The sequence below is a fragment of the Xanthomonas cannabis genome, from assembly GCF_040616535.1.
In the GTDB taxonomy this organism is placed as follows: Bacteria; Pseudomonadota; Gammaproteobacteria; order Xanthomonadales; family Xanthomonadaceae; genus Xanthomonas; species Xanthomonas cannabis.
In genome coordinates, this window is sequence record NZ_CP136580.1 from 4,540,967 (window position 1) to 4,555,291 (window position 14,325).

The 14,325-nt window shown below is 66.4% G+C and carries 11 protein-coding genes; 3 read left to right on the forward strand and 8 right to left on the reverse strand.

Going from position 1 to position 14,325, the window contains the following annotated elements:
* Positions 1–481 precede the first annotated feature (481 nt).
* The gene (locus RZV17_RS19280) at positions 482–2,296 is read right to left on the reverse strand and encodes a DUF885 family protein (protein ID WP_355605788.1); all 1,815 of its coding nucleotides are present in this window, start codon (positions 2,294–2,296) and stop codon (positions 482–484) included.
* A 1,037-nt stretch (positions 2,297–3,333) separates the two neighbouring features.
* A complete protein-coding gene (gene rsmG, locus RZV17_RS19285) occupies positions 3,334–3,972 on the reverse strand; it encodes a 16S rRNA (guanine(527)-N(7))-methyltransferase RsmG (protein ID WP_047697899.1) in 639 nt (212 codons plus the stop codon).
* Positions 3,973–4,165: 193 nt separating this feature from the next.
* On the opposite strand from rsmG, the gene RZV17_RS19290 reads away from it, so the two are divergent.
* A complete protein-coding gene (locus RZV17_RS19290; protein WP_355605792.1) occupies positions 4,166–5,752 on the forward strand; it encodes an alkaline phosphatase D family protein in 1,587 nt (528 codons plus the stop codon).
* Here the strand turns inward: RZV17_RS19290 and RZV17_RS19295 are convergent.
* Positions 5,737–6,333: a 4'-phosphopantetheinyl transferase superfamily protein gene (locus RZV17_RS19295; RefSeq protein WP_355605795.1), complete on the reverse strand. Its 597-nt coding sequence runs from the start codon at positions 6,331–6,333 to the stop codon at positions 5,737–5,739. The genes RZV17_RS19290 and RZV17_RS19295 overlap by 16 nt on opposite strands.
* Before the next feature lie 126 nt (positions 6,334–6,459).
* Between RZV17_RS19295 and RZV17_RS19300 the strand changes: the two genes are divergently transcribed.
* Positions 6,460–6,711 carry a GlsB/YeaQ/YmgE family stress response membrane protein gene (locus RZV17_RS19300; RefSeq protein ID WP_355605798.1) on the forward strand — a complete coding sequence of 84 codons (252 nt, stop codon included), beginning with the start codon at positions 6,460–6,462 and terminating at the stop codon, positions 6,709–6,711.
* Between the two features lie 52 nt (positions 6,712–6,763).
* Here RZV17_RS19300 and RZV17_RS19305 read toward each other — a convergent pair whose 3' ends face one another.
* From RZV17_RS19305 to RZV17_RS19325, 5 genes are all read right to left on the reverse strand, one after another.
* On the reverse strand, positions 6,764–7,201 hold the full coding sequence (locus RZV17_RS19305; RefSeq protein WP_355605801.1) for a GFA family protein: 438 nt from the start codon (positions 7,199–7,201) through the stop codon (positions 6,764–6,766).
* Positions 7,198–7,977 carry an exodeoxyribonuclease III gene (xth, locus tag RZV17_RS19310; RefSeq protein ID WP_355605803.1) on the reverse strand — a complete coding sequence of 260 codons (780 nt, stop codon included), beginning with the start codon at positions 7,975–7,977 and terminating at the stop codon, positions 7,198–7,200. Before xth ends, RZV17_RS19305 begins: the two co-directional genes overlap by 4 nt.
* A 363-nt stretch (positions 7,978–8,340) precedes the next feature.
* On the reverse strand, positions 8,341–10,068 hold the full coding sequence (locus RZV17_RS19315; RefSeq protein ID WP_355605806.1) for a cation acetate symporter: 1,728 nt from the start codon (positions 10,066–10,068) through the stop codon (positions 8,341–8,343).
* Positions 10,065–10,382: a DUF485 domain-containing protein gene (locus RZV17_RS19320; RefSeq protein WP_047697893.1), complete on the reverse strand. Its 318-nt coding sequence runs from the start codon at positions 10,380–10,382 to the stop codon at positions 10,065–10,067. Before RZV17_RS19320 ends, RZV17_RS19315 begins: the two co-directional genes overlap by 4 nt.
* A 69-nt stretch (positions 10,383–10,451) precedes the next feature.
* Complete coding sequence (locus tag RZV17_RS19325; RefSeq protein ID WP_047697892.1) at positions 10,452–11,843, reverse strand: DcaP family trimeric outer membrane transporter; 1,392 nt, start codon at positions 11,841–11,843, stop codon at positions 10,452–10,454.
* Positions 11,844–12,138: 295 nt separating this feature from the next.
* On the opposite strand from RZV17_RS19325, the gene acs reads away from it, so the two are divergent.
* A complete protein-coding gene (gene acs, locus RZV17_RS19330) occupies positions 12,139–14,082 on the forward strand; it encodes an acetate--CoA ligase (RefSeq protein ID WP_039404992.1) in 1,944 nt (647 codons plus the stop codon).
* Positions 14,083–14,325: the final 243 nt, after the last annotated feature.

Sequence of the window (14,325 nt, forward strand, 5' to 3'; positions counted from 1 at the left end):
CGGGTGTGGCGTGGTTGGGGGGGTGCTTGGATGCTCTTTCTGCTCGGATGCTCTTAAAGCGTGGTCTGTCGAGTGCGCGGTGCACTCACCGCTCGCGGGACACGCCGTTAACCCGTCCATGGGGGCTCGGTGGCGGCATCCATGCCGCCAACGGTCCCGCAATCGGTAAGGACACCGCACCGGACAGTTGGCTGGTGGTTTTGTTCAAGAACTGAGGGCGCCGCGTCACTAGGTTGCTGGTTGCCGATCGCTTGTTGAAAACTCTGCACACCGACCAACTCGACTGGTCCTTGCCCGCCCACCGTCGCGGGACCTTGAGCGGCATGGATGCCGCGCCAGAGCTACATGGACGTACTTGCAGCGTCTCCTGCGATGGTGGGCGGGCAAGGGCCCTGCAGCAAATGCAACGATGTCGAGTGCGCGGTGCCCTCACCGCTCGCGGGATTCCAACGTGATGCCCTCAGACGCCGTTACCAACACATCACGGTGCGCTGGCAGCGGCTGGCTTGGACTTGATCGGGCGTGCCTTGCTCTCGGCGATGAAGGCGCGCACCTGCTGCTCCAGCACCGGCAGGGTGACCGAACCCTGCTTCAGCACCACGTCGTGGAACGCCTTGATGTCGAAGCGCTCGCCCAGTTGCTGTTCGGCCTCGGCGCGCAGCTTGACGATGCTGATCTCGCCCAGCTTGTAGCTCAGCGCCTGGCCGGGCCAGGAGATGTAGCGGTCCACCTCGGTGGTGACTTCGTGCTCGCTGAGTGCGGTGCGGTCGCGCAGGTAGGCCAGCGCCTGCGCGCGGCTCCAGCCGTCGTGGTGCACGCCAGTGTCGATGACCAGCCGGCAGGCACGCCACATTTCGTAGGTGAGCCGACCGAATTCTTCATAAGGCGTCTCGTAGATACCCATCTCCTGGCCGAGCTTTTCGGTGTACAGCGCCCAGCCTTCGCCATAGGCGGAGATATAGTTTTCGCGGCGGAACGCGGGCTGCTCGCCCTGCTCCAGCGCCAGCGAGCCCTGCAGCGAATGCCCGGGCGAGGACTCGTGCAAGGTCAACGCCGGCAGGTTGTACAGCGGCCGCGATGGCAGGTTGTAGGTGTTGACCCAATACGTCGTGGCGCCACCGCGGCCGGCGGTCCAGAACGGGGCGATATCGTCGGGCACCGGCTTGATGGTGAAGCGCCCGCGCGGCAGCGTGCCGATGAACTTGCCCACCTGCCCGTCCACGCGCTTGGAGATCCACGCCGCGCGATCCAGCAACTCCTGCGGGGTCTTGGCGTAGAACTGCGGGTCGGTGCGCAGGAAAGTAAGGAACTGCGCGAAGCTGCCCTTGAAACCCACCTGCTGGATGATCGCGTTCATCTGCGACTGGATGCGCGCCACCTCCGCCAGGCCGATCTGGTGGATCTGCTCGGGGCTCAGCTCCAGCGTGGTGTATTCGCGGATCTGCTGGCGATAGAAGGCCTTGCCGTCGGGCAATGCTTCGGCCGCCAGCGTCGTGCGCGCCTTGGGCATGTAGTCGTTGCGGAAGAAGCCCAGCAACCTGCTGTACGCCGGAAGGACGGCCGTGCTCAGCGCGGCCTTGGCCTGTTCGCGTAGTTGCGCCTGCTCGGCAGCGGGGATCTGTGAAGGCAGCTGCTTGAACGGCGCGTAGAAGGTCGATTCGGTGGGGTCCTTGACCTCGGCGATGGTGGCGATGGAGACGTCGCGTCCATCGAGCACCGCGCGCGGCACGCTGAACCCGCGCGCCAGGCCGGCGCGCATGTTGACCATCTGTTGGTCGAAATAGCGCGGCACATCGTTCAGGCGCGCGATGTAGGCGCGGTATTCGGCAGCGGTCTTCATCGGCCGCTGCGCCATGAAGCCCAGGTTCGACCAGAACGAGCTATCGGAGTTGAACGGCATTTCGTACAGGCGCAGGCGCACGTCGGCGGCCAGGTTTTCCACCTGTGGGCGGTAGATGGCGAAGTTGATCTGGTTGGCCGGCGAGAGCTGCCTGGGGTCGATACCGTCGAGCTGCTTGAGCACGCCGTCCCACACCGCCAGGCGCGCCTGCTGGGCGGCCGCGCTGACGTCCGGCAGATGCGTGTTGTCGCCGGTGGTGTCGCTGTCTTCGTCGGCCTGCCCGGTTTCGGCCTGCCGCCAGGCCCACTCTTTTTCGTAGATCGCGCGGAAGCGTGCATCGGCGGGCGCTTCGGCGGTGAGCGTGGCCGGCGCGGGCGGCGTGGCGGCCTGCGTGGACGCGACGAACGAGGTGCCCAGCAGGGCGAGCGAGAGTGCGACGGCGAGCGGAGAGGTCACGTGCGGAAAGCCTGATCTGGAGCGAACGCCCGATCATGGCAGCCCACGCGTGAGCTGCCATGGGCCGGAAGTCCCAATGCGGGCTGGCGCCCTGTGGTGGCTGTTGAGCTCCCTCGCCTGCCTTGGAGCGCATGTGGGGCTGTTGCGCTGATTGGACGGAGTGTCATGCACTGCCCCCATCCGCCCTGCGGGCACCTTCCCCCGCAGGCGGGGGAAGGGACCTGGTGGTTGTCGAGGGTTGGTTGGTTGTCTTTCCGCCCGGGCGGGGCAACTGACGTCTTTCCACCGGGCGGGGCAACTGACCTTACTGGCGAGGCGGTGCTTATTCAGCCTTTGACTTGCGTGAGCGCTGGGCTGTTGCGCTGATTGGCCGGAGTGTCGCGCGCTGCCCCCATCCGCCCTGCGGGCACCTCCCCCGCAGGCGGGGGAAGGAACCTGGTGGTGTCGAGGGTTGTTTGGTTGTCTTTCCGTCGGTGCGGGGCAACTGACGTCTTTCCACAGGGCGGAGCAACTGACGTTGCTGGCGAGGCGGTGCTCATTCCGCCTTCCGCTTGCGCGAGGGCTTGGGCTGTCGCGCTAATGCGGCCGGAGTGTCGCGCGCTGCCCCCATCCGCCCTGCGGGCACCTTCCCCCGCAGGCGGGGGAAGGGACCTGACGGTGTCGAGGGTTGTTTGGTTGTCTTTCCGCCGGGGCGGGGCAACTGACGTCTTTCCACCGGGCGGAGCAACGGACGTTGCTGGCGAGGCGGTGCTCATTCCGCCTTCCGCTTGCGCGAGGGCTTGGGCTGTCGCGCTAATGCGGCCGGAGTGTCGGGCGCTGCCCCCATCCGCCCTGCGGGCACCTTCCCCCGCAGGCGGGGGAAGGGACCTGACGGTGTCGAGGGTTGTTTGGTTGTCTTTCCGCCGGGGCGGGGCAACTGACGTCTTTCCACCGGGCGGGCAACTGACGTTACTGGCGAGGTCGGTGTTGCCCCCTCTCCCGCCTGCGGGAGAGGGCTGGGGTGAGGGCCGCTTGAGGCCGATCGGCGTCGCCTCGGCTCAGGCCTTGCGCACCACCACCAGATGCCGCTCGCCCTCCAGGCCGGGCACCTGCAGCGGATGCACCTCGCTCATGGTCCAGCCGGCAGGCAATGCGGCGATTTCCTCGTGCGGATAGACGCCCTTCATTGCCAGCAAGCTACCGCCCGGGCGCAACAGGTGACCGCCGACATCGATGATGCCGGCCAGCGTGTCCAGCGCGCGCGCGGTGAGATGGTCGTAGGCGGCCGGCTCGTCCAGCGCTTCGGCGCGCGATTCGGCCACCCGCGCATTGCGCAGCTCCAGGTGACGCAGGGCCTCGCGCATGAAGCGCGCCTTCTTGCCGTTGCTTTCCACCAGGGTCACCTGCAGTTGCGGGCGGGTGATGGCCAGCGGGATGCCGGGCAGGCCGGGGCCGGTGCCCAGGTCGGCAAGGGTGCCGCTGGCGATGTAGGGCTGCATGGCCAGGGAATCGAGCAGGTGGCGGGTAACCATCTCGCGTGGGTCGCGCACGGCGGTGAGGTTGTAGGTCTTGTTCCAGCGCACCAGCAGGGCCAGGTAACGCAGCAGCGGTGCGGCGAAGGCCGCATCCAGGGATTGGGCCTGCAGGCCGCGCTCGAGCGCGGCGGAGACATCGGGGGCGAGTGCGGCATCGTTCATGGCGCGATTATCGCAGCTGGGGTGCCGCGCGGGCGCGCGCGTGCAGGCGAGGATGCTGCCGGGTTGTCCGGGCCGACCCGGCCGACGCCTCTTCGCAACGCTGGACACACGCGCTGCACCGACCGCAATGGACACGTGCCGGTAAGACAGCGGCGCTATATCTGGACACCGCTGCCAGAGCTTGGAGAACGCCATGCCCGCCTCCGATCGCGCCCGCCGCCGCCTCCTGCAAGGATTGGGTGCCGGCCTGTTGCTGCCAGCCACTGCCGGCTGGTCCGCGCGCAGCCTGGCCGCGCCTTCCGGGCGTCCACTGATCACCGACGGAGTGCAGAGCGGCGATGCGCTGGAAGACCGCGCGGTGCTATGGAGCCGTGCAGATCGGCCGGCGCGGATGCGGGTGGAATGGGACACGCGCCCCAGCCTGCGCCAGGCACGTCGGGTGGATGGACCGATGGCGGTGGCCGCCCGCGATTTCACTGCGCGCGTGGACCTGAGCGGCCTGCCGCGTGATCAGGACATCTTCTACCGGGTGCGCTTCGAGGACGCCGACAGCGGGGTACTGAGCGCGCCGGTACATGGTCATCTGCGCAGCGCGCCGCGGACACGGCGCGACGTGCGTTTTGTCTGGAGCGGCGACACGGTCGGCCAGGGCTTTGGCATCAATCCGGACATCGGCGGCATGCGCATCTACAGCGCCATGCGCGAACGCAACCCGGATTTCTTCCTGCACAGCGGCGACACCATCTACGCCGACAGCCCGGTTCCGGCCGAACTCACCGTCGAAGACGGCACGCGCTGGCGCAACCTCACCACTGCGGCCAAGAGCAAGGTGGCCGAAACGCTGGACGAATTCCGCGGCAATTACCGGTACAACCTGCTGGACGAGCATGTGCGCCGTTTCAATGCCGAGGTGTCGCAACTGTGGCAATGGGACGACCACGAAACCACCAACAACTGGTCGCCCGGCAAGCAGCTGGATGCGCGCTACCAGGTGCGCGAGATCGACGTGCTGGCCCAACGCGCGCGCCAGGCCTTCCTGGAATACGCACCGCTGCGCGGCGTGCGCGCCGATGGCAACGGGCGCATCTACCGCAAGATCGCCTACGGCCCGTTGCTGGACGTGTTCGTGCTGGACATGCGCAGCTACCGCGGCGCCAACAGCGACAACCTGCAACCGCAACCCGGCCCCGATGCCGCGTTTCTCGGGCCGGAGCAATTGGCGTGGCTGCAGCGCGAATTGGCCGGCTCGCGCGCGCAGTGGAAGGTGATTGCCGCCGACATGCCGATCGGCCTGCAGGTGCCCGATGGTGAAGATGGAGAGGGGCGTCCGCGCTGGGAAGCGATCGCCAATGGCGATGACGGCGTGCCGCGTGGCCGTGAGCAGGAAATCGCCACGCTGCTGCGCTTCATCAGCCGTGCGCGCATCCGCAACACGGTGTGGCTCACTGCCGACGTGCATTACTGCGCAGCCCATTACTACCACCCCGACCGCGCCGCGTTTCAGCATTTCGAGCCGTTCTGGGAATTCGTCGGCGGCCCGCTCAATGCCGGCAGCTTCGGGCCGAACGCGCTGGATGCCACCTTCGGCCCCACGGTGGTGTTCCAGAAGGCGCCGCCTGCACCCAATACCTCACCGTTGGCCGGGTACCAGTTCTTCGGCGAGGTGGAGATCGATGGCGCCAGCGGCGTGCTGACGGTGACCTTGCGCGACCTGGATGGCGTGGCACAGTTCCGTCAGCCGATCCTGCCGTATGGCGCGGGGCCTCACGCGGCCGCGTGAGGGTAGAGCGCCAGCGCGGCGCGGCACTGCGGTGCGGCCCACCATTCGTGCAGCTGCCAGCGCGCGGCCTGGCCCAGCGCCGGGTCGCACCACCGCAACTGCAGGGCGCCATCGGCGGCCAGCGCGTAGGCCAGCCGATGCAGGCCGAACGACAGGCCATGCCCATGCGCCTTGAGCAGGGCTTCCTTGGCGCACCACAGACGAAAGAACAGCGCCTGCTGTGCGTCCGCCGGCAAGGCGGCCAGCAGCGCCAGTTCATCGGGGTGGAAGAAGCGATGCGCGATCTCCAGCAGGCGCGGGCGCGGGCGGATCCGCTCCAGGTCCACGCCCAGCCGCACGCCCTGCCCCAGCCCCACCAGCAGGTAATCGCCGCTGTGGCTCCAGCCGGTATCCCAGTTCGGCAAGGCCGGCTGCAGGGTCGGGCGGCCCCGTGCGTCACGTTGCAATGGCACCTGCGCCGGATCCAGGCCCAATGCCGGACCCAGCAGCTGCCGCGCCTGCGGCTCGCCGCGTTCGCCGGGCCGGTGCGGCCGTAGCCAGAGCTGCACCGGGCCGTGCTGCCAGCTTGCGTACGCTGTCACGCGCCGCCCACCAACCCAACTGCTTCGCCAGCCCGGCGGCCGCGCTCGACAGCTGCTTCACGGCGCGATGCGTCCAATGGCGCCCATGCACCACGTCCGGTGCACAGACATGAGGAGATCGGCAACATGGGCATCATCATCTGGTTGATCGTCGGCGGCATCGTGGGGTGGCTGGCCAGCATCATCATGCGTCGCGATGCGCAGCAGGGCATCATTCTCAATGTGGTCGTCGGCATCGTGGGTGCGCTGATTGCCGGTTTTGTGTTCGGCGGTGGCATCAACCAGGCCATCACCCTGTGGACCTTCGTCTGGTCGCTGGTGGGCGCGGTGATCCTGCTGGCCATCGTCAACCTGTTTACCCGCGGCCGCGTGCGCTGATCAGCGCAGCATCGGTTGCCACGACGCCCGGGCCTGCCCGGGCGTCGTCGTTTCAGCGACCGCCGGCGGCGCGATCGGCAGGATGGTTGACGCCGTCTTCCACCGGCACCGCGATGTTCAGCGCATACGGATTGACGCCTTCCAGGCAACCGACGTTGTAGCCGTATTCGTTGGGATTGGAACGGCGCCGATGATGGGTGTAGATGCCGCACACGCCGCAGAAGTAATGCGCGGCGGCATGGGTGTTGAACTGATACAGCCGTAGCGCGTCCTGGCCTTGCACCACATGCAAGCCGTCGAGGGCGACCGAGGCGACGATGGCGCCACGCCGGCGACACATCGAGCAATCGCAACGGCGTGGGTCGAGCAGGCCGTGCGGCAACTCCAGATCGATCTGCACTGCGCCGCAATGGCAACTCAAGCGGTGCACCGGCCCCAGCGTGATATCGCCCACCTTATGGGTACTGCGACGCAGATGACGCTCGCTCATGCGCCCGCCTCCGCCAGCCGTACCCAGGCCGGCGCATGGTCGCTGGGGCGCTCCCAGGTGCGCGGTTCGCGGTCGATGCCCGATTCAACGGCACGTGCGCGCAAGGCCTCCGACACCAGGGTCAGGTCGATGCGCAGGCCCAGGTTGCGGCGGAACCCGGCCTGGCGGTAATCCCACCAACTGAACTGTTCGGCTTCATCGTGATGCAACCGGAATGCATCGTGCAGGCCCAGCGCCAGCAGTTTTTGCAACGCGGCGCGCTCGGCAGTGGAGGTGAGGATGTGGTGCTCGTTCCACACCGCCGCATCGTGTACGTCGCGCGCATCCGGGGCGATGTTGAAGTCGCCCAGCACCACCAGCTGCGGATACCGCTGCAGCTCTTGCTCGATCCAGTCGTGCACCGCATCCAGCCAGCGCAGCTTGTAGGCATATTTCTCGGTGCCCACGTCCTGGCCATTGACCACGTACAGGTTGACGATGCGCACGCCGTCCACGGTGGCGGCGATCACGCGTTGCTGCACGTCGTCGAAGCCCGGGATACCCATCTGCACGTCCAGCGCCGGCGAGCGCGACAGGATCGCCACGCCGTTGTAGGTCTTCTGGCCGCAGAACACGCTGCGGTAGCCCAGGGCAGCCAGCGCCGCATCCGGGAACTTGTGGTCTTCCAGCTTGGTTTCCTGGACGCCCACCACGTCTGGCGCAAACGCGCCGAGCCACTGTTGCAGGTGCGGCAGGCGCACGTTGAGCGAGTTGACGTTCCAGGAGGCGATTTTCATGGAGGGGGCCGTGGTCCAAACCGCCAATGGTACCGCGCCGCCCGCGCATGCCTCAGGGCCGGGCCAAAAGACGTCCCGGGCTGGTCGGGGCCGGGCGCAGGCGCTACGCCTGCACGATCGGCGCAGCACTTCTGGCAATGCATCGCCCACGTCAGCCGGCGCCGCTGCACGCGGCCGCACTCCCCGAGCGGTTCCATTGCCAGACTGTGCACGCTTTCTTGCCGCAATGAGGCTGCCGTATCCGCGCGCCTGCGCGTCGCGCTGCAAGGCGTGGCTGCCATGCCGGCACCGGGCGGCAATATCGCCAAAACGCAAGACGCCGGCGCAAGGCCGGCGTCTGCGATCACCTGTACAACGCTGCACTCAGTGGCCCGAGGCACCACTGGCACCCAGGCCGGTTTCGGCACGGATCTGCTGCGCCTTGAACGCGGCACGTTCATTGGCCGCCTGCGGGCTGCGATCCAGGATCGAGAACAGCCAGATGCCGACGAAGCCAATGATCATCGAGAACAGCGCCGGCGAGGTGTACGGGAACGGCGCCGAACCGGCCGCGTTGCCCAGCGTGTCCACCCACACCGACGGCGACAGCACGGTGAGCACCAGCGAGGACACCAGCCCCAGGAAGCCACCGGTCACCGCGCCGCGCGTGGTGCAGTTCTTCCACAACAGCGACAGGATCAGCACCGGGAAGTTGGCCGAGGCGGCGATGGCGAAGGCCAGCGACACCATGAAGGCCACGTTCTGCTTCTCGAACACGATGCCCAGCAGCACCGCGATCACGCCCAGCACCAGGGTGGTGGCGCGCGAGACCTTCAGCTCCGAGCCCGGCGCCGGATTGCCCTTCTTGAGCACCGTGGCGTACAGGTCGTGCGACACTGCCGACGCGCCGGACAGGGTCAACCCTGCGACCACCGCCAGGATGGTGGCGAAGGCCACCGCCGAGATGAAGCCCATGAACACGTTACCGCCGACCGCATTGCCGACCAGCACCGCCGCCATGTTGGCTGCACCCTTGCCGCCGTGGATGGTGCCGGCGGTGACGTCCGCAAACTGCGGGTTGGTCAGCACCAGTGCGATCGCACCGAAGCCGATGATGAAGATCAGGATGTAGAAGTAGCCGATCCAGGTGGTGGCCCACAGCACCGACTTGCGTGCCTGCTTGGCATCGGGAACGGTGAAGAAGCGCATCAGGATGTGCGGCAGGCCGGCGGTGCCGAACATCAGCGCCATGCCGAACGAGATCGCCGAGATCGGGTCCTTCACGAAACCGCCCGGCCCCATGATCGACAGGCCGGCCTTGGCGGCATCCTCCGGCGATGCACCGCCATTGGCCGCAATCGCGGTCTTCACCCGCACGCCCTCGGCAAACAGCGCCTCGAAGCTGAAGTTGAAGTGCCACATGATGGCCACGGCCATGAAGGTCACGCCGGTCAGCAGCAACACGGCCTTGATGATCTGCACCCAGGTGGTGGCGGTCATGCCGCCGAACAGCACGTAGACCATCATCAGCACGCCAACCAGGGTCACCGCCACCCAGTAGTCCAGGCCGAACAGCAGCTTGATCAGCGCACCGGCACCGACCATCTGCGCGATCAGGTAGAACAGCACCACCACCAGCGTGCCCGACGCGGCAAAGCTGCGGATCGCGGTCGGCGCGAAGCGATAGCCGGCCACGTCGGCGAAGGTGTACTTGCCAAGGTTGCGCAGCCGTTCGGCCATCAGGAAGGTCAGGATGGGCCAGCCGACCAGAAAGCCGATTGCATAGATCAGGCCGTCGTAGCCATTGGCCATCACCGCGGCGGTGATGCCCAGGAACGAGGCCGCCGACATGAAGTCGCCGGCGATCGCCAGGCCGTTCTGGAAGCCGGTGATGCCGCCGCCGGCAGTGTAGAAGTCAGCGGCCGACTTGGTCTTGGCTGCTGCCCATTTGGTGATCCACAAGGTGCCCAGCACGAAAAAGCCGAACATGCCGATCGCCACCCAGTTGGTGGGCTGCTTGTCGGCCTGACCGATGTCACCGCCGGCGGCCAGCGCGATGCCTGCCGGCAGCAGGCCGGCCAGGATCAGGAGAAGGCGCGAAGTCTTGCTCATTTGCGGGCGTCCTCCAGGATCTGCGCGGTCAGCTGGTCGTAGGTGTTGTTGGCGCGACGCACGTAGATGGCGGTGATGACGATGGTGAACACCATCACCCCGATCGCGATCGGAATGCCGATCGAGGTCACCCCGTCGCCGATGGGCTTGGCAAGGAATTCCTTGTCGAAGGCAATCAGGCCGATGTAGCCGTAGTAGGCCAGCAACATCAGCACGGTCAGCGTCCAGCCCAGCGTGTTGCGTTGGCGTTTGAGCGCGTGGTACTTCGGATTGGCATCGATCTTGGCGATCAGTGCGTCATTCGAGACGGTCATGGTCTGTCTCCTGGAGTGCGGGCGGCACGGCCCGCCCACATGCGTGGCGGGCGGCCGGCGGGGTGAACCTTAGAAGCTGTACTTGGTGGTGAACTGCAGCCGCGAGATGTCGCCGGAGTCGCCGTTTTCGGCTTCGCGGCGGCCGTACATCAGCTCTGCACCCACATCCACCTTGGGCAGCGGCGAATAGAAGACGTTGGCACGCAGGCTCTGCTGCGACTTGCTGGCAAGCCCGCCGGTGTTGGCCAGGCTATGGTCGTAATCCACCCGCGAATACATGATGGTGCTGCGCAGCTTGGCGCTGTAGTCGTGGCGCCACGCCACCCAGCCGGCCACGGTGCTGACGGTGTGGATGTTGCCGTCCACATCCAGCTCCACGTCCGAGCCGTTGCCCAGGCCCAGATAGCGCCCCAGGCCTTCGCCGTAGCTGAGCTGATAGCGCAGGTCGTTGCTGGAATTGATGATCCAGCGGCCGCCGCCGGCGATGGCGCCGCCGAACTCGGTGTCGTTGGTCAGCGCGCTGCGGGTGCGGTACTGGCGTGCGATGGCCGACAGGCCAAACGTGCCCCAGGTGCCCTTCCAGTTGTAGCGCGCGGTCAGGTCCGGCATGGCGCCGTGGTCCGAGGCCAGGATGGTGTTGCCACCCTGGTAAGGCGTGGTCAGCGTTTCGGGGTTTTCTGCAGACACGCTGAAGGCGCCACGGGTGTAGCGGATCTGGGTCTGGCGGCTGAACAACGCGCCGTCGGTCGGCCCGACGATGTCGGCCGCTTCCGGCAGGATGGTGGAGTCGACGAAGTTGGACCAGGTCTGGCCGGCCAGCCAGTTGTTCCAGCTCATGTAGGCATGCCGCAGGGTGCCGCCGTAGAGATTGTTGACCTGGTTGGCCAGCGCGTTACCGAAGAAGTCCAGCTCGATGAAGCCGGTGAGCTTGTCGCCGTTTTCGGTGACGGTGTCCACGCCCAGGTTGAAGCGCGAGAACTTGGCATGGAAGTCGGTGTCGGTGCTCGACGCCTGCCCGCCGACCGGCGTCTGGGTCGGGATGTACAGGTACCGCCCCACCGCGCCTTCGGGCAACGCACCATCGCTGGTGCGGGTGGTCATGAAGTCGGCCTTGATGAAACCACCGTAACGGAACGTTGTCCCCGCCGCTGCGTTCGGTGTGATGCTGGTGATCTGGATCGGCCGCTTGCCGGCCGGAACCGCAGGCGCGGGCGCCGCTGCCGGCGCTTGCGCCTGCAGGGTGCGCACTTCGCTGACCTGGGTCTGCGTCTGTGCGATCTGGCCCTGCTGCTGTTGCTGCGCGGTCACCAGCAGTTGAACCTGACGTTCGAGCTCGGCGATGCGTGCTTCCAGCGCCTTTTCCTTCGGCGTCTGTGCAAACGCCACACCCGGCAGGATGCTGGCCACGAACAAGGCGGCGGCCAATGGATGGCGCACCAGCGGTGCAGTACGGTGTTTCATGGAACCCTCTCCCCGATGAAGGCCTCGCGCTTGATGGCGATGCTGTGCGGAGCGTGAGGCAGTCCGCGGTTTGCAGCCTATTCGCCTTTGGTCGTAGCTGCAACGCAGCATTCCGCAAGGTGACCGATCGTCGCACCAGAGCCCGCAATGGATGTTCGCTGGCGCACTGACCTGGTTACGACCATGGTCTAAGGCGCCGTTGACCGCCGGGACAGAATGGATGCGGCACACTGATTGCCTACCGAGGGCAGCCGCAGCGCCCTCTTCCGACAAGATCATCGCAAGTGAGGGTGCCATGGCTGATGTTTATCCCGTCGATCCCGCGTTCGCCAAGGGCGCACGCGTCAATGGCGAGCAGTACGCAACGCTGTACCGCGAATCGATCGAGCACCCCGAGCAGTTCTGGGGCAAGGCCGCGCAGCGGCTGGACTGGTTCAAGCAGCCCACCCAGGTCAAGGACGTCAGCTTCGCGCTGGACGACTTCCATATCCGCTGGTTCGGCGACGGCGAGCTCAACGCCAGCGTCAACTGCCTCGACCGCCAACTGGCCACGCGCGGCGACAAGACCGCGCTGCTGTTCGAACCCGACAGCCCGGACGCCGCCTCCTACCCGGTGACCTATCGCGAGCTCTATGAGCGCGTGTGCAAGCTCGGCAACGCCCTGCGCAACCTGGGCGTCAAGAAGGGCGACCGGGTCACCATCTATCTGCCGATGATCGTCGATGCCGCCGTGGCCATGCTGGCCTGCGCGCGTATCGGCGCGGTGCATTCGGTGGTGTTCGGTGGCTTTGCCGCCAACTCGATCGCCGACCGCGTGATCGATTGCCAGAGCAAGCTGATCATCACCGCCGACGAGGGCCTGCGCGGCGGCAAGAAGATTCCGCTCAAGGCCAACGTGGATGCGGCGCTGAAGATCCCCGGCACCAATACCGTCGAAACCGTGCTGGTGGTGCGCCACACCGGCGGCGCGGTGGAGATGCAGGCACCGCGCGACCGCTGGTTCCATGATGTGGTCGATGGCCAGCCGGCCGAGTGCGAACCCGAGCGCATGAATGCGGAAGATCCGCTGTTCATCCTCTACACCTCCGGTTCCACCGGCAAGCCCAAGGGCGTGCTGCACACCACCGCCGGCTATCTGTTGTTCGCCAGCTACACGCATGAAGTGGTGTTCGACCTGCGCGAGGACGACATCTACTGGTGCACCGCCGACGTGGGCTGGGTCACCGGCCACAGCTACATCGTGTATGGCCCGCTCGCCAACGGCGCCACCGCGCTGATGTTCGAAGGCGTGCCGAATTACCCCAGCGTGTCGCGCTTCTGGGAAGTGATCGACAAGCACCAGGTCACCCTGTTCTACACCGCGCCCACCGCCATCCGCGCGCTGATGCGCGACGGCGAAGCGCCGGTCAAGAAGACCTCGCGCAAGAGCCTGCGCCTGCTCGGCAGTGTGGGCGAGCCGATCAATCCGGAAGCCTGGCGCTGGTACTACGAGGTGGTCGGCGACAGCCGCTGCCCGATCGTGGACACCTGGTGGCAGACCGAAACCGGCGGCATCCTGATCTCGCCGCTGGCCGGCGCGGTCGATCTCAAGCCCGGCTCGGCCACGCTGCCGTTCTTCGGCGTGCAGCCGGCGCTGGTCGATGCCGAGGGCAAGATCCTGGAAGGCGCCACCGAAGGCAATCTGGTGCTGCTGGATTCGTGGCCGGGTCAGATGCGCAGCGTCTACGGCGACCACCAGCGCTTCATCGACACCTACTTCCGCACCTATCCGGGCAGCTACTTCACCGGCGACGGCTGCCGCCGCGATGCCGATGGCTATTACTGGATCACCGGCCGCGTGGACGATGTGATCAACGTCTCCGGTCACCGCATCGGCACCGCCGAAGTGGAAAGCGCGCTGGTCTCGCACCCGAAGGTGGCCGAAGCGGCCGTGGTCGGCTTCCCGCACGACGTCAAGGGCCAGGGTATCTACGCCTACGTGACCTTGATCGCCGGCGAAACCCCGAGCGAAGACCTGCACAAGGAATTGGTGAGCTGGGTGCGCAAGGAGATCGGCCCGATCGCCTCGCCCGACCACCTGCAGTGGGCCCCCGGCCTGCCCAAGACCCGCTCGGGCAAGATCATGCGCCGCATCCTGCGCAAGATCGCCGAGAACGCACCGGACCAGCTGGGCGACACCTCGACCCTGGCCGATCCGTCGGTGGTGGATTCGTTGGTCAATGAAAGGCTGACGCGCTGAGGGGCCGGGATTCGGCATTCGGGATTGGGGATTGGCTGAGGAGCGGGGATTGGTGATTTGGGATTGGGAATTCGCAGAAGCGGGTTCCCATTGCCTAGTTACCCCTCTCCTCGACCATGCATTGTTTTACTGCAATGCAGGGAGAGACGGTTCTCTTACATCGGCTATTGCGGATCGAGATTCGCTTTTCGACATCCCTGCTCTTACGAATCCCAATGTCCGAACCCAGAATCCCGCGCTTTT